This is a genomic window from Xenophilus sp. (assembly GCF_044462705.1).
Lineage (GTDB): Bacteria > Pseudomonadota > Gammaproteobacteria > Burkholderiales > Burkholderiaceae_C > Xenophilus > Xenophilus azovorans.
In genome coordinates, this window is sequence record NZ_JBIQNC010000080.1 from 3,454 (window position 1) to 19,875 (window position 16,422).

Sequence of the window (16,422 nt, forward strand, 5' to 3'; positions counted from 1 at the left end):
AGAAGAAGATGTGGCGGGCGTAGTAACCGCCGTCACGCGGGGGCGACAGGGACATTTGCCGGATTCTAGGAGTGACGCATTCACCCGATGCCCGTGCGGGCGGGCCGCCGCGCCAGCGCGGCCAGGGCGTAGACGATGGCGGCGAAGGGCCACGCCCAGCCCAGCCACTGCGCCAGCCCGTGGAAGCGGATGAAGCGCCCCTGCTCCCAGGTGGCCAAGGTCTGGGCGAAGTAGGCGCTCTCGGGCGCCTGGTTCAACAGCCCCAGGTGCACGCACAGCGCCAGCAGCAGCAGCGCGGTGCACAGCCGGCGCGGCAGCGGCAGCAGCAGCAGCGCCAGCACGGCCGCCGCCACGATGCCGACCTGCACCGGCGGCCCCATCCACGTCCAGGCGTGCTCCGGGCCGTAGCTCAGCGCCGCCGACAGCGCGCTGGCCGCCAGCCCCAGGCCCAGCATCAGCGCGGCCAGCACCACGCGCCGCGGCCAGGCGCGCGCCACGCCGTAGGCCAGCAGGCAGGGCACCAGCGCGCCGAGCATCACGCACAGCATCTCCACCGCCGGCACCAGCGGCTGCAGCTCGAACTGCCGCACCGGCAGCCAGTCGAGAAAAGGCGTGTCGGCCAGCCAGCCGGCGATCGCCGACTCCAGCCGCTCGAAGACCTGGCCCAGCCCGAACGGCACCGCCGCCGGGAAGAGCAGCGCCGCCGGCCACAGCGCCAACAGCAGCAGCGCGCCGCGCGCGTCCTGCACGAACCAGCCCGAGCGCAGCCGGCTCCAGCGCGCCAGCGCGCCCAGCCGCTCCAGCACCGCCGCCGGCACGGCGCCGATCAGCGCGCCCAGGGCGTTCAGGCCCAGGTCCACGTTGGACGGGATGCGCGCCGGCAGGTAACTCTGCAGCGTCTCCATCGCGAAGGCCAGCACCGCGCCCGCCACGGTGGCGCGCAGCACCGCCTGCCAGGCGCCGGCCTGCGGCCGGGTGCGCAGCACGGCCAGGGCGCACAGGAAGCCCAGCGGCACGTAGCCCGCCACGTTGATGCCGAAGTCGAAGCCGGTCCAGTAGCGCGGCCAGGGCGCCGCCAGGTAGGCCCAGGGCACGATGCCCTGGTCGCGCCAGTCGGCGAAGGGGTACAGGCTCGCATAGACCACCAGCGCCGCGTAGGCGAGCGCCAGCGGCAGGGCCGTGGTCTTGTGCGAGGGCGACGCGGTCACGCGCAGGCGGGGCTGGGCTTCAGAAGGGCTTGACCACCACCAGCACCACGATGCCCAGCAGCAGCAGCACCGGCAGTTCGTTGAACCAGCGGTACCAGCGGTGGCCGCGCCGGTCGGCGCCCTGCTCGAAGCGCCGCAGCAGCACCCCGCAGCCGTGGTGGTAGCCCAGCACCAGCAGTACCAGCGCCAGCTTGGCATGCATCCAGCCGCTGCTCGGACCGCGGCCGATGCCGTAGCCCAGCCACAGCCACAGGCCGAAGCCCACCGCCGGCAGCGCCAGCAGGGTGGTGAAGCGCATCAGCTTGCGCGCCATCAGCAGCAGGCGCTGGCGCTCGGCCACCGATTCGGGCGGCACCATCGCCAGGTTGACGAAGATGCGCGGCAGGTAGAACAGGCCGGCGAACCAGCTCACCACGAAGACGATGTGGAAGGACTTGACCCAGAGCATCGGCGGCAGTGTAAGAAACCGGTCACAGCCCCGCGCGGGCGGGAACCCCCTCGCCGCCGCGGTCCGGCCAAAAAAGACCTCTCGGTCAACCGCTTCGTGCTTACCCGATCCCCCGAGGGGATGCTTCTTTGCCGTGGGGCGTCCCGGCGGCCAAAAAAAAGCCCGGCGTCGTTGAACGCCGGGCTGCGAAGCCCTTTTGCTGTCACACATCAAGGCACCCGCTCAGGGAGGAAAAGCGGGGGACGGCAAGCCGTCCGAGACAGAATTTAACAAAGGCGGCAAAGCCTATCAAGCACGGGGGTAACTTTTTTTTGACGTTTTCGCGCCACGAGATGGTTTCCCCTCATCACCAAATCCACCGGGCCGCAGCAGGGCCGGCGCCGGCCGCGGCGGGACGGGCAGGAGGGCTTGGGGCACAATTTTCGCCATGACCGTGCTCGCCCCTTTTCCCGCAGGCCGCCCGCGCCGCCTGCGCCGCGATGAATTCACACGCAATCTGGTCCGTGAGCATGCGCTCACTCCCCACGATCTGATCTACCCGGTCTTCGTGCAGGAGGGCCGGGGGCAGCGCCAGGCCGTGCCCTCCATGCCGGGCGTCGAGCGGCTGAGCCTGGACCTGCTGCTGCCGGTGGCCGAGCAGTGCGTGGCGCTGGGCATCCCGGTGATGGCGCTATTCCCGGTGATCGATCCGGCGCTGAAGACGCCGGACGGCGCCGAGGCCTTCAACCCCGACGGGCTGATCCCGCGCGTGGTGGCGGCGCTGAAGAAGGAATTCCCCGCCCTGGGCATCATGACCGACGTGGCGCTGGACCCCTACACCAGCCACGGCCAGGACGGCCTGCTGGACGAGACCGGCTACATCCTCAACGACCCGACGGTCGAGGTGCTGGTGAAGCAGGCGCTGGCGCAGTCGGCCGCCGGCGTGGACATCGTGGCGCCCAGCGACATGATGGACGGGCGCATCGGCGCGGTGCGCCAGGCGCTGGAGGCGCGCGGCGACGTGCACACCCGCATCATGGCCTACAGCGCCAAGTACGCCAGCAGCTTCTACGGCCCCTTCCGCGACGCGGTGGGCTCGGCCGCCAACCTGGGCCGGAGCAACAAGAAGGTCTACCAGATGGACCCGGGCAACAGCGACGAGGCGCTGCGCGAGGTGGCGATCGACATTGCCGAGGGTGCGGACATGGTGATGGTCAAGCCCGGCATGCCGTACCTGGACATCGTGCGCCGGGTGAAGGACGAATTCCGCGTGCCCACCTTCGCCTACCAGGTCAGCGGCGAGTACGCGATGCTCAAGGCGGCCGCGGCCAACGGCTGGCTGGACCACGACGGCGTGGTGCTCGAATCGCTGCTGGCCTTCAAGCGCGCCGGAGCGGACGGCGTCCTCACCTACTTCGCGCTCGATGCGGCGCGGTTGCTACAGAAACAGTAGCTCCACCTGCCCGCACGGCGGGCGCCGGCGTATAACGGCAGCCCACCATGCGTATCTTCGAGATCACCCCCGCCGAGGCGCGCGAGCTGCCCGGGCTGGACGCCTGCCCCGCCTCCGGCGCGCCGGCCGACGGCTATCTCTGGCTGTCGCTCACGCGCGCCGAACTGCGCGACTCGCTCGCCGACGTGCAGCGCGCGCTGCAGCGCCTGGGCGGCACGCCGCTGGTCGACCTGCACGTGAGCGACCTGCTCAACGACCAGCTCCCTTCCCACTACGACGCCACCTCGCAGTACGACGTGCTGGTGATCCGCCGCCTGGCCGCCGGCACCGACGCGGCGGCCGCCGGGCCGGCCCTGCGCAACGCGGGACCGCCGGCGCTGCGGCGCATCGACACGCGCCCGGTCGGCTTCGCCGTGTTCGACCGTGTGCTGCTCTCGGTCCACCCGGAGGACGGCGCGGTGCGCGACGCCGTGGCGGCGCGGCTGGGCGCGCCCGCCGCGCAGGGGCCTGCGCTGGACGTGCGCGCCACCTCCGCGCGACTGCCCACCAGCCCGGCCGACCTGATGCTGCGCGTGGTCAACCAGATCGTCGACAGCTACCTGGCCTTGCGGCGCGACCTAACGCGCCAGCTCGACCACTGGCAGGCCGAGCTGATCGATCCGAGGACGCGCTTCTCGAACTGGGGCGCGCTGATGCAGTCGCGCCAGGCGCTGCGCCACCTGGACGAGATCTGCGAGGACCAGCGCAGCGCCATGCAGGACTGGCTGGAGGAGCTCGACGCCCAGCCCGCGCCGGACACGCCGGCCGCCGCACGCGAGCGCGAACTGCTGCTGGTGCGCAGCCGCGACGTGCTGGAGCACATCCAGCGCGTGGTGCACCACGTGCGCCGGCTGGAGCAGAACGCCGAGACCGCCGTGCAGCTGCACTTCAGCGTGCAGAGCCATCGCACCAACGACATCATGCGGGTGCTGACGGTGCTCACCGCGGTGTTCCTGCCGCTGAACCTGATCGCCGGCATCTTCGGCATGAACTTCGAGTTCATCCCGCTGGTGCACAAGGCCGACGGCTTCTGGATCGCGATGGGGTCGATGCTGCTGATCGCGGTGGTGCTCACGGCCATCTTCTGGCGCAAGCGCTACCTGGCGCGCACCGCGAAGTAGGCCGGACATGAAAAATGGCCCCTCGGACAACCGCTTCGCGCTTGTCCGATCCCCCGAGGGGATGCTTTTTCATCTTGGGGCGGCCCGGCGATGAAAAAGCCCGGCGGCGCACGAGGCGCCGCCGGGCGGTCGGGCGGGAAGCCGATTACAGCTTGCGGGCGCCGTCGGCCTGGGCGCGGGCGCGCACGTCGACCGGGTTCTCCAGGGTGGAGATCACCTTGCTGTCGACACGCGAGCCGGACGAGACGTTCTGGTCGGGCGCGGCGGCAGCGCGGACAGCCTCGGCCTGCACCAGCGCGCGGTCGCGCGGGCTGCTCAGCGGCGCCAGCACCACCGAGCCGGAGGGCACGTTCTGGTTCGGCGCGTGCGCGGCACGGACGGCCTCGGCCTGCACATCAGCGCGGCTCAGGGCCGACACCGGGGCCTGCACGCCCTCGTAGGTTTCCGCATGGGCGCCGGCAGCGGCGACGAGCGACAGGGCCAGGGCGGCGACGAGACGTTGGCGGGTCATGGTGATGTTCTCCAGTGGAAGAAAGGAAGGTCGGAAGATCAGAGCGCGGCGCTGCGCTCGGCGGCGCGGCGCTGGGCCAGGCTGCCGTTCGTGTACTGCTCGGGGATCTGGCTGTTCACGAACGCCTTGGCGTCCAGGTTCGACGTCGGGTTGTGCGCCGCGGCCACCGCCTCGGCACGCACCGTCGCGCGGTCCTTCTGGCCCACCACCGGCGCGCTCAGCGCTCCGCCGGCCGCTTCGCCGTACACGTCGCCCTGGCGCGCGGCCGCGATGGCTTGCTGCTGCACTTCGGCGCGGCTGTACGTCGAGTCGATGCTCAGCACGCCCTGGTATTCCTCCGCCTGCGCGGCGCCCACGGCGGCCAGCAGCGACACGGCGGCAACGGCGATCATCTTCGAGGTCTTCATTTCTTACTCCTTGTTGGCATGGTTGGCGTTTGAACAAGAGCGATGCAGGCACCTGCCCGCTTCGCTTCGGGTCTGCGTTCAAGCGCTGGCCCGTGAGAAGAATTGTGGGACGCGAAGATCGGTAGAAACCCTCACAATCCGAACCACCGTGTTCATGAAACGGAAACAATGAACTTGAAAGGACCGAAGGCATGGACAGCCTCGACCTGATCCGCGCCTTCCGCGAGGTCGCGGCGCTCGGCAGCTTCTCGGCCGCCGCCAAGCGGCTGGGCATGTCGAAGGCCACGGTGAGCAAGTACGTGGCGGAGCTGGAGACGCGCTTCGACGTGCGCCTGCTCAACCGCTCCACCCGCTCCGTGAGCCTGACCGACGCGGGCGAACTGCTGCTGGCGCGCAGCGCGCCGATGCTGGAGATGGTCGAGCTGACGCAGGCCGAGCTGGCCGAGCGCGCCAGCACGCCGCGCGGGCGGCTGCGCATCGCGGCGCCCTATGCGATGGCCAGCGGCGACCTGCCCAACATGCTGGCGGAGTTCATGGGCTTCTACCCCGAGGTGACGGTATCGCTGCAGCTGTCCAACGAGGTGGACCTGGCCGAGAACGGCATCGACGTGCACCTGCGCTTCGGCCCGATCGAGAACGAGAACCTGATCGTGCGCCGGCTGCTGCGCATCCCGATGATGGTGTGCGCCTCGCCGCTGTACTGGAAGAAGCACGGCAAGCCGCGCCACCCCGACGACCTGCGCGAGCACGACGCGCTGACGCTCACGCGCAGCGGCGCGCATCCGGTGTGGCGCTTCGAGGACGACGGCCAGCCGCTCGACGTGCCGGTGAAGAGCCGGATGGAGGCGTCGGAAGGGCCGCCGCTGATCCAGGTGGCGATGCACGGCTTCGGCGTGATCTACGTGCCCTCGCTGGCGGTGCAGCCGCAGGTGGACCACGGCGAGCTGGTGCCGGTGCTGCAGGGCTACGGCCGCACCGACATGTGGCTCTCGGCCGCCTACCTGGAGCGGCGCCACAACAGCGCGGCCCAGCGCGCGCTGCTGGACTACCTGGAGTCGCGCATCGGCCAGCGCGGCCGCTATGCCGGCAAGCCGCTGCGCGCGACGGCCAGCGCCGTCAAGGCCGCGGCGCAGGCACGCTGAACAGCGCCGCCGCGTTGCCCCAGGCCACGCGCTGCGCGACCTCGGGCGGCAGGCCGCCCAGCCAGCGGCGGTAGGCCTGCATGATCTCGTCGTAGCCGCTCCAGCGCTGGTTGATCCAGGTGTCGGAGCCGATGACGAAGCGCTCGGGGAAGTCGAGGATGAGCGTGCGCCACTCGGGGCACAGCTGGCCGTCGGCGCAGGTCAGGCCGGGCCGGTACGACAGCTCGCCGACCAGGCGCGGATAGCGCTCCAGCAGTTGCCGCACGCGCGCCACGGGCGCGCCGCCGATGCCGGTGTGCGCCCAGATGAAGCGCACCGCCTGTCCCTGCGAGGGCGTGTGCGCCATGAGCCGGTCGACCGCGACGTCGTCCACGTGCGCCAGCACGGCCAATTCGCGCTGCTCGGCCAGCGCCATCAGCTTCTTCGCCACCGGGCCGTCGGCGTTGGCGCTGTCGTAGAGGTGGAACTCGCCGATCCCCCGGTACGGCCCGCTGGCCGTACCGCGCGCCAGTTCGGCCAGCACCATCTCGTGGATGCTCTCGTCGCGGAACCAGTTGGTGTAGTCGGCGCGGTTGCGGTACAGGCGCACGAAGGGCACCACGGTGATGCCGGCCGCGGCCGTCTCGCGCGCAGCGGCGAGGATGCGCGTGCCTTCGTTGGGCCGCGAGTTGCCGACGATGGCGCGCACGCCGTTGCGCTGCATGCGCGCGAGCGCGTCGGCCGGCGGGAAGGAGCCGGCCGCGCCGTTCCACGCCTCCTCGTTGTAGTGCAGGTGGGTGTCGAACACCGGGCCGGCATGGTCCGCCGCGCGCGCGGGCCAGGCCGCCGCGGCCAGGACGGCGAGGACCGCTGCCGCCATGAGCCCCGGCGCGTTCATGGCGCTGCGCCTCAGCCCAGGTGCTTGTCGAAGAAGGCCAGCGTGCGCTCGCGCGCCAGCGTCGCCGCCGCGGCGTCGTAGGAACCTCGCTGGTCGCAGTTGAAGCCGTGGTCGGCGTCGTAGAGGTGCACCTCCACGGCGGGGTGCGCCTGCCGGAAGGCCTCGACCGCCGGCACCGGGATCCAGTGGTCCTTGCGGCCGAAGTGGGCCAGCACCGGCACCCGGGGCGTGCGCGCCACCTCCGCGGGCCCGGTCATGCCGCCGCCGTAGTAGGGCGCTGCGGCGGCCAGGCCGTTCAGTTCGCAGGCCGCGCGCCAGGTCAGCAGCCCGCCCCAGCAGTAGCCCACGATGCCGACCTTGCCGGCGCGCGCCGCGTATTCGATGGCGGCCTGCACGTCCTGCAGCACGCCCGACCAGGGCAGCGCCTCGGCGGCCGCCTTCAGCGCCGAGCCGGCCTTGACGTCGGCCTCCGCGTAGCCCAGGTCCACGCCCGGCTGGACGCGGTGGAAGGTGGCAGGCGCGACGGCCAGCCAGCCCGCGGCCGCGTAGCCGTCGGCCACGCTGCGGATGTGCGAGTTGACGCCGAAGATCTCCTGCAGCACCACCACCGCGCCGCGCGGGGCGCCCGAAGGCTCGGCCACGTAGGCGGGGAAGGTGAAGCCGTCGGCGGCGGTGAGATCGATGAACTGGCCCATGTCTGGCTCCTGAAAAGGGTGAAGAAAAAAGAGGGGTTCAGCCGCGCAGCCTGCGCTCGACGAAATCCAGCCGGTCCTGCCCCCAGAACAGCTCGCCGTCGATGACGTAGGTCGGCGCGCCGAAGACGCCCAGGTCGATGGCCTCCTGCGTGAAGGCGTCGTAGCGCGCCTGCACGCCGGGCTTGCGCGAGGCCTCCAGCAGCGCGGCGGGCAGGCCCTGCGCGGCCAGCAGGTCGGCCAGCACGGCCGCGTCGGCGATGTCGCGCTCCTCGGCCCAGACGGCGGCCAGGATGGCGCCGGCCAGGCGCAGGGCCGCGCCGGCACCCTTGGCGTCGGCCGTCTCGACGATCAGCCGCGCCGCGTCGTCCGAGGCCACCGGGAAGTGGCGCGGCTGCGGGTTCAGCGGCACGCCCAGGTGCTGCGAAAAGCGCTTCAGTTCCACCAGCCGGTAGGCCTGCCGCTGCGGCGGGCGCTTGGCCAGCGGCAGCCCGCCGGAGACGGGGAACACGCGCGCCAGGTCGATGGGCTTGACGTTCACCTGGGTGCCCGTCTCGCGGGCGATCTGCACGAAGCGGGCGTGGCCCAGGTAGGTCCAGGGGCTGTGCGGGGCGAGGTAGTAGTCGACGGTGCGGCTCAAGCGGGTCTCCATGGCGCGGGTTTGGTGTAATCGCGGCGGCCCTCGGTTGTACCCGAGGCGCGCAACCCGTGCAGGAGAAGCAGGCTTGGACTCACCACAGGTGCTCTTGATCACCGGCGGCAGCCGCGGCATCGGCGCGGCCACGGCGCTGATGGCCGCCCGGCAGGGCTTCGCGGTGGCGGTCAACTACGCCAGCCATTCGCTGGCGGCCGACGAGGTGGTGCGCCGCATCCGCGCCGAGGGCGGCAGCGCGATCACCGTGCAGGCCGACGTGGGCAACGAGGCGCAGGTCGAGGCGATGTTCCGCAAGGTGGACGCAAAGCTCGGCCGCCTGACGGCGCTGGTCAACAACGCCGGCGTGGTGGATGCGACCGCCCGCGTGGACGAGATGGACGCGAAGCGGCTGGAGCGCATGCTGCGCATCAACGTGATCGGCAGCTTCCTGTGCGCCCGCGAGGCGGTGCGCCGCATGAGCACCCGGCACGGCGGGGCGGGCGGCGCCATCGTCAACCTGAGCAGCGCCGCCGCGCGGCTGGGCTCGCCCGGCCAGTACGTGGACTACGCGGCCAGCAAGGGCGCCATCGACACCTTCACCGTCGGCCTGGCCAAGGAAGTGGCCGACCAGGGCATCCGCGTGAACGCCGTGCGGCCGGGGCTGATCGACACCGAGATCCATGCCTCGGGCGGCATGCCCACACGCGCCTTCGACCTGGCCGGCACGGTGCCCATGCAGCGCACCGGCACCGCCGACGAAGTCGCTGCGGCCATCTGCTGGCTGCTCTCGGCCGAGGCCAGCTACACCACCGGCACGCTGCTCGACGTGGGCGGCGGGCGCTGACGCCCGCCCCGTTCACCCCCACTCCAGAAAGGCGCCATGGCCACCTCGATGGACCTCATCAAGCCGCTGGTCACGCTGGTGGCCATCGTCAACCCGCTGGGCATCGTGCCCTTCTTCATCCACTACACGCAGGGCTACACGGCGGCCCAGCGCCTGCGCACGGCCCAGGTGGCGGCCTTCAGCGCCTTCCTGGTCATCGCCATCAGCGCGCTCATCGGCCAGCAGCTGCTGGGCTTCTTCGGCATCTCCATCGCCAGCTTCCAGGTGGGTGGCGGGCTGTTGCTGCTGATCAGTTCGCTGTCGATGCTCAACGCGCAGCCGGCCGAAGCCAAGGCCAGCGCCGAGGAAGTGCGCGCCACCGAGGTGAAGGCCGCCATGGGCGCCTCCATCGCCGTGGTGCCGCTGACCATCCCGCTGCTGACCGGCCCGGCCACCATCTCGACCATGGTGATCCACGCGACGCAGACCCAGACCTGGTGGCAGATGGCGCTGCTGATCGGCTACGGCGTGGTGATCGCGGGCATCACGCTGCTGGCCTTCTCGCTGGCCGAACCGATTGCGCGCGTGCTCGGCAAGACCGGCATCAACGTCATGACGCGGCTGATGGGCCTGATCCTCGCGGCGTTGGCGGTGGAAGTGATGGCCAACGGGCTGGGGAAGCTGTTTCCGATTCTGGAACGCACCCTCTGACCCACGCCGCAGGCGCGGCATGCCCCGCTGTGCGGCAGTTCAGCCGACCCGACGGATCGGCTCCTCACCGTTCCAGCCCACCGCCGCCTGGGCGATCTCGCGAAAGAACTCGGCCTTGCCGCCCGTCTGCTCGGACACTTCGATCACGTTGCCGCAGAGATCGGCGTGCTCGAAGTACGCGAAGCGGCCCCGCTGGCCAATCTGGCCCGCATGGCCTTCCACATAGCCCAACGAGAGAAAGTGGCTGACGAGAGCGTCGTACTCGTAGGTCCAGAACGCCAGGTGCTGCGCCCCTTCGCCCTGGCGGCGGAGAAAGTCCTGGTACATCGACGGCTTGTCATCGCGCTGCTGGATCAGCTCCACCTGCAGGTCGCCCGAGTTGGCGAACGCGATGGAGACTTTGGGGGGTGCGGAGTTCCGGCCACGATAGCGAAAGGTGCTGATGGCGATGTGCTCCTTGTAGAACCAGGGCCCCACGCCCAGTGCGTGGCTCCAGTGGGCCATGGCGCGCTCGATGTCCTGCACCACGTAGGCCACCTGCCGGATCGGTCCGAATTTCATGTCTGCCTCGTCATTGGTTGCTGATGTTGGCCTGCTTGGCGATCTGTTTCCAGTACTCGATGTCTTTGGCCGTCCTTGCGCTGTACTCGTCGCCATCCAGAAATGCAGCCTGGGTGCCCAGCTCCAGCATGCGCGCCTTCACCTCTGGCATGTCCAGCGTGCTGCGCAAGGCGGCGGCCAGTTTGTCAACGATGGGCTTGGGCGTGCCCGCGGGGGCATAGAGCCCCCAGGAGCCCATGCTGCGGCCCGCGAGATCAACGCCCTCGGACTCGATGCTCTTGACCTCGGGCAGGCTGGGCGACTGCGCGGGGCAGGTCACGATGGCCTTGAGGCGTCCGCTCTTGACCATGGGCGTGCCCGACACCATGTCGACCCAGCCCAGCTTGACGTGGCCACCCATCAGATCGGTCTGGATCTGCGCCACGGATTTGTAGGGAATGTGCGAAGTCTTGGCCTGCTTCTTCAACTGAATCAACTCGCCGCAGAAGTGGCCGGTCGATCCGTTGCCCCAACTGGCGTACTGCAGGCCCTGTGGCGACGCATTCGCAAGCGCCAACAGCTCGCCGAGGTTGGCGGCCGGCACGTCGTTGGAAGCCAGCAGCACGATGGAGGCCGTGCCGACCTGGCCGATGTAGGCAAAGTCCTTGACCGCGTCATAGGGCAGCTTGGGGTTGCTGGCCGGCAACAGCACATGAGTGGTCGCGCCGCCCAGCGTGAGGGTGTAGCCGTCCGGCGGCGACTTGGCCGTGGCATAAACAGCGATGGAGCCGCCCGCCCCAGGCCGGTTCTCGACCACGAAGCTGGTCTTGAGCAAACGCCCCATCTTGTCGGCCAGCAGCCGCGCCAAAGTGTCCCCTCCGCTGCCCGCTGCGGAGATCGATATGAGCTTGATCGGGCGGCTGGGATACTCCGCCGAGGTCTGAGCGTGAGCGGCAAGGCCGGCGCAGGCCAGGACCGCTGCCAGAAGGCATTTGCGCATGAAAAGTCTCCTTTTATGGGTGCTGCATCGGTCACAGCGACAGGCCGCCATCGACGACGAGCTCCAGTCCCGTCACGTACCTCGATTCGTCGCTGGCCAGAAACAGGGCTGCGTTCGCCACATCCCATGGCGTGCCTTGCCGGCCCATGGGGCAGCGGGCGTTGCGCAGCTCGCGCGACTGCCTGCGCTCCTGCTCGGTGCTGCAAAGCGCCGCCGCATGCGGAGAGTCGATCAGGCCGGGCAGGATGACGTTGCAGCGAACCTGGTGGGCGGCGTATTGCCGGGCCACCACGCGTGTCATGTGGTTCAGCGCGGCCTTGGAGCTGCTGTACGACAGAAACTGCATCGGGCTCCACTTGCGGCTGGCGATCGACGAAATGTTCACGATCGAACCAGCCCCCTGCCTGATCATGTGCGGGACCACTTCGCGCGAAGCCAGCATGGCGCCCCTGAGGTTGATGGCATGCACACGGTCCCAGGACTCTTGCGTTACCTGGGTGAGTTCGCCCACCTCTTCGATGCCGACGTTGTAGTGCAGCACGTCGATGCGGCCATAGCGATCCATGCATGCATCGACCATCTGCCGGATCTGCTCGGCGTGGCCCACATCGGCCTTGAATGCAACGGCCGCACCGCCTTCGGCCTCGACACGGTGCACGGTCTCTTCAGCCGCGGCAGTGGAGCGGTCGGCGCAGAGAATGCGCGCGCCTTCACGGGCGTACAGCACCGCGCACGCCGCGCCATTGCTGATGTCCTCGCCGATGGAGCCGGCGCCCACGACCAGCGCCACCTTTCCCGCCAGACGCCCGCTCACGCGGCCCCCCTGCTTGCGGCGGCGATGCTGGCGGCCCGGACCCCGGGCCGCAGCGGACCGCAGGATTCACGCAACACCAGCTGTGTGGTGATCACGATGCGTTCGGACTCCCGGGGCCGCGACGGCTCCACCAGCTTGAGCAGCAATTCGGCCAGGGCCGTACCCACCGCCTCAAGATCCCATGTCACTGCCGTGATGCTGGGGGAGAACAGTTGGGACAGGTCCGTGTCGCCGATGCTCACCACGCTGACGTCGTCCGGCGCACCGCGTCCCGAATGACGTATGCCTTGCAGCACGCCGGCCAGGATGCGCGTTCCCAGGCACATGAAGGCAGTCGGCGGCTCACGCGAGGACAGCAGGGCCAGCGATTCGCTGAACGCGAATTCCATCGAGGACCGCTCGGCCCGAATCAGTCTCTCGTCCGGCTTCAGGCCATGTCCGGCAAAGGCATCACGAAAGCCGGCAATGCGCTCGCGCCCGGGTCGCAGGCTGCTTCCGGACGTCAGCAGCGCGATGCGCTCGTGCCCCAGATTGAGCAGGTAACGGGTGGCCTGCAAGGCGCCGCCGAAGTGATCCACATGAAGCCCGCTGCCCCGCTCGCCGAAGTCGCGGTCCAGCGCCACCACTGGAAAGTGATGGTCCGAGAGCCGCTCCAGCAGTGGGGGGTCTTCGGCCTCGCAGGGCCCGAGCACCAGCCCGTCCACACGGCGGCGGCGGAACAGATCGATCAACGACCGCTCCTTGCGTGCGTCGTTGTGCGTGTTGGCCAGGAGCAGGGCATAGCCTGCGGTCTGCAAACGTGCCTCCACCGCAGTGATCACCCGCGCGTACAGCGGGTTCGCGAAGTCGGAGACCAGAAGGCCAATGACGCCGGTCGCGCCGGTGCGCATGCTTTGAGCGACGGCATCGGGCTCATAGCCCAACTGCTGGGCTGCGCGCATCACCGCGGTGATCGCTTCGGCGCTCACGCGTCCGCGTCGATTCAGCGCACGCGACGCGGTGCCCAGCGACACGCCGGCCGCCTGCGCGACGTCCTTGATGGTGGCTTGCTGCTTTTTTTTCATGCCGGCACCGCTGCCTGCGCCATGCCGGCCGGGAAACGCTGCGACCCCTGCTCCAGCGGGACCGCCGTGCTGTTTAGGAAAAAGGCCGCCATGTGATAGAAGCTCGCCGCCAGGATCAGCTCGATGATCTGCTCCCGAGGCCATTGCGCATCCATCAAGCCCCATGTGGCATCACTCAGCGTGCAATGGTGATGCAGCTCGTCCACCATGCGCACGATCAGCCGCTCGGCAGGCGTCCACATCGACTCGCTCAACTCCTGCCAGCTCGGGCACCGGCTGAGCGCATCCACCTGAGCGGCATCCAGGCCGCACTTTTCCCCAAAGATGCTGACGTGCATGCCCCATTCGTACTCGGAGCGCGTGAGCGCGCCGGTGCGGATGATGGCGATCTCGCGCTGCCTCTCGGGAACCGCGCACTTGAACAGAATCACGTGGGCCATCGCCTGAAACGAGGTCGCCAGCGCCGGGTGGTGCGCCAGCACCAGGCGCAGGTTCTTCGGCGACAAGGCCGTGAAGCTGCTCTTGTTGATCGCCATTTCCACCTCCGGCTCGTACGGAGGCAAGCGCAGCGGAAGTCGCGATGAAACGGGCCATCCCGGGGTGTGGGCCGGGGTCGCAGGGGAAGGCTGGGTGTTCATGCAGCCATATTTCCACAATTTGTGGAAACGTTTTATATGGTTTTTACCTATAAACCCTACACGCGAGCCGAGACCATTCGAATGCCTTTTGAATTTCGTTTCCACAGCATGCACCAGCCGCTGCGGCACCCATGCCCGCCGCGCGGTGCGCTCGTCATGGTGTCGCGCGTGAAGCCGAGCGCTCCGGCTCAGCGCCGTCCGGTCGAACGCTGGGCGAGGCGCCTTCCGGTCGAGGGTCCTCCTGGCTCTTTTCGTTTGCGCAACCGAGCAGGTCCTTGTCCGGCGGGCTCAGCGACAGGCCAACGTCGTCGCCCGATCTTTCATCTCCGAACGGGAGGATGGGTCACGTCGATGAGGCTGCAGGCCTCGATCAGCAGGCAGGAGCAATGCCAGTTGTGTCGGGGACAGGACACGTGTGCAAGGGCAACAAGGCCGCGCGCGCCGCTGCAGGCATCCAGTGCCAGGCCACGCGCGCACGCCCTGTGACCGGGTCGTGGCCTGACTCGCCGCGCTGCATGCCGGCGGCGCCATAGAACTGCTGAGCGCGCTGGTTGCTTTCGGCCACGTGCAGGCTCCAGCCGGCGGGCATGCGCTCGCAGGCCTGTTCGATCAGCAGGCGGCCCGCGCCCTGGCCCTGCCAGTCCGGGTCGACGTGCAACTGCGCCAGGTAGGCCCTTGCAGGCTCGATCACCACGAAGCCCTGCAAGGCATCCCCGGCAAGCACCCAGCACTCGGCCGGGCCGAAAAATTCAGAGCGCACGCGCTCCAGCCAATGGTCCCCGGGCGCAAGGTCGGCAACACGCACCTGCGGATTGGCTGAATGCCAGGCACGCCGCCAAATGCCGGCCACCTGTGCTGCCTGGCCCGACGTCATCCGGCACACGGCCCGGCCCCGGGTCATCGTCAGCGGTCCTGCTGCGCCACCCACTGGGCGACTTCGGCGATGGCGGCATCGCTGGCCGCCGTCAAGGCCTTCACGCCCCCGGCGGCGTCGGCGGTGGGCGCGGGGCGCTGCACGGTGAAGCTGCGCTGGGCCACGACCCGGTCACCGCCCGCGCCGTTGCGCAGCAGCGTGGCACGCAGGCGCAGCAGGCCGGCGCTCTGGCCGGGCGACTGGAAGTAGTGGCTGAACTCGTCCAGGCTGAGGCGCAGCACGTCAGGCACGCGGCCCTCGCTGCGTGCGATGCCGGCCGCTTCGTCGGGGTTCAGCACGGTGCGCTGCTGCGCCAGCGAATCGCGCAGGCGCTGGCGCAGCAACTGGGCGGGCGGCTGGCTCCAGCGCGCCTGGCCGTAGGCATGCAGCACCTGCGCGTCGGCATAGCCCAGGCGGTACAGCAACTGTGTGCCGTCCAGCCGGCCGGCCACTTCGACCTCGGGCAGAGTGATCGCGGGGCGCTGCGCCGCCGGGGCGGCAGCGGCGTTCACCTGCAGCCCGCCGGGGCCGAAGTCGTAGAGCGTGGCGCGCTGCGGTTTGTCGGGCAGGGAGCCGCAGGCGCCCAGCAGCAGGGCCGCAGCGCCAGCCAGCAGCCAGGCCGCCGGTGTGCGCAGCGGGCGGCGAACGGTGGGAGTCAAGGCGGGGATGTGCATGGTGAAGGCTCCGGTCGTCGCATCAGGGCTGGAGGTCTGGGCTGGCGGTCAGCGCCGGGGGTCAAGGCCGAATGGCCGAAGGGGCCGGCGGCGTGAAACCCGCCTCGCCCGGGCCAGCTTCGGCCGAGCCGCGGCCGAACAGCAGCGACTGCGGGTTGTCGTTGAGGTTGTCCGCCACACGGCCCAGGCGCCGCATGGTCAGCGAGGCCTCGTCGGCCACGCGGTTCAGGCGCGGCAGAGTGGCGCCGTTGAAGCTGTCCATGCCCTGGCTCAGCGCCTGCGTACCGGTGGCCAGCTTGTCGATGGGGCCGTCGGGCGCGTTCAGGCGCGTGACCGTGCCGTTGAAGTTGTTGGCCACGCGCGAGACATCGGCCGCGGCGGTCTTCACGGTGCTGAGCGCCGTGCTCGCATTGCTGGCCAGCGGCGGAATGGCGGCCAGCGCGGGCTCGAGCCGGTTCTTGATGGTGCTGTCGAGCTGGCGCGTGAGCTGGTTGGCCGACTCGCTGGTGCGCGCGATGTTTTCCAGCGCCTGCGCCACACGCTGCTGGTTGCCATCGCCCAGCAGTTCGTTCATGCGCGTGGTGACCTGCTCCACCTGCTTGATGATCACCTCGCCGCGGTCCTGCAGTTGCGCCAGCACCGAGGGCTTGAGCGGAATGCGCGGCGGGTCGTCCTCGTTGGGCGCCAGCGGCTCCTGCGATTCGCCCTTGTCGTCCAGCGCGATGAAGGCCAGG

At 69.7% G+C, this 16,422-nt stretch carries 19 protein-coding genes and 1 pseudogene; 5 read left to right on the plus strand and 15 right to left on the minus strand.

Annotated elements, in window-relative coordinates; genetic code table 11:
* Positions 1-80: 80 nt before the first annotated feature.
* Both ACIY1X_RS13580 and ACIY1X_RS13585 read right to left on the minus strand, forming a co-directional pair.
* A complete protein-coding gene (locus ACIY1X_RS13580; protein WP_399681188.1) occupies positions 81-1,208 on the minus strand; it encodes a VanZ family protein in 1,128 nt (375 codons plus the stop codon).
* A gap of 19 nt (positions 1,209-1,227) precedes the next feature.
* On the minus strand, positions 1,228-1,656 hold the full coding sequence (locus tag ACIY1X_RS13585; RefSeq protein ID WP_399681189.1) for a CopD family protein: 429 nt from the start codon (positions 1,654-1,656) through the stop codon (positions 1,228-1,230).
* Positions 1,657-2,083: 427 nt separating this feature from the next.
* On the opposite strand from ACIY1X_RS13585, the gene hemB reads away from it, so the two are divergent.
* Complete coding sequence (gene hemB, locus ACIY1X_RS13590) at positions 2,084-3,088, plus strand: porphobilinogen synthase (protein WP_399681191.1); 1,005 nt, start codon at positions 2,084-2,086, stop codon at positions 3,086-3,088.
* Between the two features lie 47 nt (positions 3,089-3,135).
* Entirely contained in the window at positions 3,136-4,248 is a 1,113-nt protein-coding gene (locus ACIY1X_RS13595) for a magnesium transporter CorA family protein (protein WP_399681193.1), read from the plus strand.
* A gap of 145 nt (positions 4,249-4,393) precedes the next feature.
* On the opposite strand, the gene ACIY1X_RS13600 is transcribed toward ACIY1X_RS13595, so the two are convergent.
* Together ACIY1X_RS13600 and ACIY1X_RS13605 are read right to left on the minus strand one after the other, a co-directional pair.
* Positions 4,394-4,759, minus strand: a complete 366-nt coding sequence (locus ACIY1X_RS13600; protein WP_399681196.1) for a DUF4148 domain-containing protein — start codon at positions 4,757-4,759, stop codon at positions 4,394-4,396.
* 38 nt (positions 4,760-4,797) lie between these two features.
* Complete coding sequence (locus ACIY1X_RS13605) at positions 4,798-5,166, minus strand: alpha/beta hydrolase (RefSeq protein ID WP_399681198.1); 369 nt, start codon at positions 5,164-5,166, stop codon at positions 4,798-4,800.
* Positions 5,167-5,357: 191 nt separating this feature from the next.
* Between ACIY1X_RS13605 and ACIY1X_RS13610 the strand changes: the two genes are divergently transcribed.
* Positions 5,358-6,308, plus strand: coding sequence for a LysR substrate-binding domain-containing protein (locus ACIY1X_RS13610; RefSeq protein ID WP_399681200.1), 951 nt, complete (start codon positions 5,358-5,360; stop codon positions 6,306-6,308).
* On the opposite strand, the gene ACIY1X_RS13615 is transcribed toward ACIY1X_RS13610, so the two are convergent.
* Genes ACIY1X_RS13615 through ACIY1X_RS13625 form a run of 3 tightly spaced genes read right to left on the minus strand, consistent with a single transcriptional unit; the run spans position 6,283 to position 8,517 of the window.
* The gene (locus ACIY1X_RS13615; RefSeq protein WP_399681202.1) at positions 6,283-7,185 is read right to left on the minus strand and encodes an amidohydrolase family protein; all 903 of its coding nucleotides are present in this window, start codon (positions 7,183-7,185) and stop codon (positions 6,283-6,285) included. The genes ACIY1X_RS13610 and ACIY1X_RS13615 overlap by 26 nt on opposite strands.
* 11 nt (positions 7,186-7,196) lie before the next feature.
* Entirely contained in the window at positions 7,197-7,880 is a 684-nt protein-coding gene (locus ACIY1X_RS13620; protein ID WP_399681204.1) for a dienelactone hydrolase family protein, read from the minus strand.
* 37 nt (positions 7,881-7,917) lie between these two features.
* Positions 7,918-8,517 carry a 2-hydroxychromene-2-carboxylate isomerase gene (locus tag ACIY1X_RS13625; RefSeq protein WP_399681208.1) on the minus strand — a complete coding sequence of 200 codons (600 nt, stop codon included), beginning with the start codon at positions 8,515-8,517 and terminating at the stop codon, positions 7,918-7,920.
* A gap of 85 nt (positions 8,518-8,602) precedes the next feature.
* Here ACIY1X_RS13625 and ACIY1X_RS13630 point away from each other — a divergent pair, with 85 nt between their 5' ends.
* A complete protein-coding gene (locus ACIY1X_RS13630; RefSeq protein WP_399681210.1) occupies positions 8,603-9,355 on the plus strand; it encodes an SDR family oxidoreductase in 753 nt (250 codons plus the stop codon).
* A 36-nt stretch (positions 9,356-9,391) separates the two neighbouring features.
* Positions 9,392-10,045, plus strand: coding sequence for a MarC family protein (locus ACIY1X_RS13635; protein WP_399681212.1), 654 nt, complete (start codon positions 9,392-9,394; stop codon positions 10,043-10,045).
* 39 nt (positions 10,046-10,084) lie between these two features.
* On the opposite strand, the gene ACIY1X_RS13640 is transcribed toward ACIY1X_RS13635, so the two are convergent.
* The 8 genes and pseudogenes from ACIY1X_RS13640 to ACIY1X_RS13675 form a co-directional block, all read right to left on the minus strand.
* The gene (locus tag ACIY1X_RS13640) at positions 10,085-10,606 is read right to left on the minus strand and encodes a VOC family protein (protein WP_399681214.1); all 522 of its coding nucleotides are present in this window, start codon (positions 10,604-10,606) and stop codon (positions 10,085-10,087) included.
* Between the two features lie 10 nt (positions 10,607-10,616).
* A complete protein-coding gene (locus tag ACIY1X_RS13645; RefSeq protein WP_399681216.1) occupies positions 10,617-11,585 on the minus strand; it encodes a Bug family tripartite tricarboxylate transporter substrate binding protein in 969 nt (322 codons plus the stop codon).
* 31 nt (positions 11,586-11,616) lie between these two features.
* A complete protein-coding gene (locus tag ACIY1X_RS13650; protein WP_399681218.1) occupies positions 11,617-12,399 on the minus strand; it encodes an SDR family NAD(P)-dependent oxidoreductase in 783 nt (260 codons plus the stop codon).
* Positions 12,396-13,463, minus strand: a complete 1,068-nt coding sequence (locus tag ACIY1X_RS13655; RefSeq protein WP_399681221.1) for a substrate-binding domain-containing protein — start codon at positions 13,461-13,463, stop codon at positions 12,396-12,398. Before ACIY1X_RS13655 ends, ACIY1X_RS13650 begins: the two co-directional genes overlap by 4 nt.
* Positions 13,460-13,999 (minus strand): carboxymuconolactone decarboxylase family protein, encoded by a 540-nt coding sequence (locus ACIY1X_RS13660; RefSeq protein WP_399681223.1) that lies wholly within the window; start codon positions 13,997-13,999, stop codon positions 13,460-13,462. Before ACIY1X_RS13660 ends, ACIY1X_RS13655 begins: the two co-directional genes overlap by 4 nt.
* Before the next feature lie 472 nt (positions 14,000-14,471).
* Positions 14,472-15,002, minus strand: a complete 531-nt coding sequence (locus tag ACIY1X_RS13665) for a GNAT family N-acetyltransferase (RefSeq protein WP_399681226.1) — start codon at positions 15,000-15,002, stop codon at positions 14,472-14,474.
* A 2-nt stretch (positions 15,003-15,004) separates the two neighbouring features.
* Entirely contained in the window at positions 15,005-15,688 is a 684-nt protein-coding gene (locus tag ACIY1X_RS13670; protein ID WP_399681228.1) for an ABC-type transport auxiliary lipoprotein family protein, read from the minus strand.
* 61 nt (positions 15,689-15,749) lie between these two features.
* Positions 15,750-16,422 (minus strand): annotated as a pseudogene (locus ACIY1X_RS13675) (MCE family protein); the annotation flags it as partial.

Excerpts from the sequence above, each read along its gene's own strand:
- ACIY1X_RS13585 (WP_399681189.1), bottom strand. The coding sequence starts at position 1,656 with ATGCTCTGGGTCAAGTCCTTCCACATCGTCTTCGTGGTGAGCTGGTTC.
- hemB (WP_399681191.1), top strand. The coding sequence starts at position 2,084 with ATGACCGTGCTCGCCCCTTTTCCCGCAGGCCGCCCGCGCCGCCTGCGC.
- ACIY1X_RS13595 (WP_399681193.1), top strand. The coding sequence starts at position 3,136 with ATGCGTATCTTCGAGATCACCCCCGCCGAGGCGCGCGAGCTGCCCGGG.
- ACIY1X_RS13600 (WP_399681196.1), bottom strand. The coding sequence starts at position 4,759 with ATGACCCGCCAACGTCTCGTCGCCGCCCTGGCCCTGTCGCTCGTCGCC.
- ACIY1X_RS13605 (WP_399681198.1), bottom strand. The coding sequence starts at position 5,166 with ATGAAGACCTCGAAGATGATCGCCGTTGCCGCCGTGTCGCTGCTGGCC.
- ACIY1X_RS13610 (WP_399681200.1), top strand. The coding sequence starts at position 5,358 with ATGGACAGCCTCGACCTGATCCGCGCCTTCCGCGAGGTCGCGGCGCTC.
- ACIY1X_RS13615 (WP_399681202.1), bottom strand. The coding sequence starts at position 7,185 with ATGAACGCGCCGGGGCTCATGGCGGCAGCGGTCCTCGCCGTCCTGGCC.
- ACIY1X_RS13620 (WP_399681204.1), bottom strand. The coding sequence starts at position 7,880 with ATGGGCCAGTTCATCGATCTCACCGCCGCCGACGGCTTCACCTTCCCC.
- ACIY1X_RS13635 (WP_399681212.1), top strand. The coding sequence starts at position 9,392 with ATGGCCACCTCGATGGACCTCATCAAGCCGCTGGTCACGCTGGTGGCC.
- ACIY1X_RS13640 (WP_399681214.1), bottom strand. The coding sequence starts at position 10,606 with ATGAAATTCGGACCGATCCGGCAGGTGGCCTACGTGGTGCAGGACATC.
- ACIY1X_RS13645 (WP_399681216.1), bottom strand. The coding sequence starts at position 11,585 with ATGCGCAAATGCCTTCTGGCAGCGGTCCTGGCCTGCGCCGGCCTTGCC.
- ACIY1X_RS13655 (WP_399681221.1), bottom strand. The coding sequence starts at position 13,463 with ATGAAAAAAAAGCAGCAAGCCACCATCAAGGACGTCGCGCAGGCGGCC.
- ACIY1X_RS13660 (WP_399681223.1), bottom strand. The coding sequence starts at position 13,999 with ATGGCGATCAACAAGAGCAGCTTCACGGCCTTGTCGCCGAAGAACCTG.
- ACIY1X_RS13665 (WP_399681226.1), bottom strand. The coding sequence starts at position 15,002 with ATGACCCGGGGCCGGGCCGTGTGCCGGATGACGTCGGGCCAGGCAGCA.
- ACIY1X_RS13670 (WP_399681228.1), bottom strand. The coding sequence starts at position 15,688 with ATGCACATCCCCGCCTTGACTCCCACCGTTCGCCGCCCGCTGCGCACA.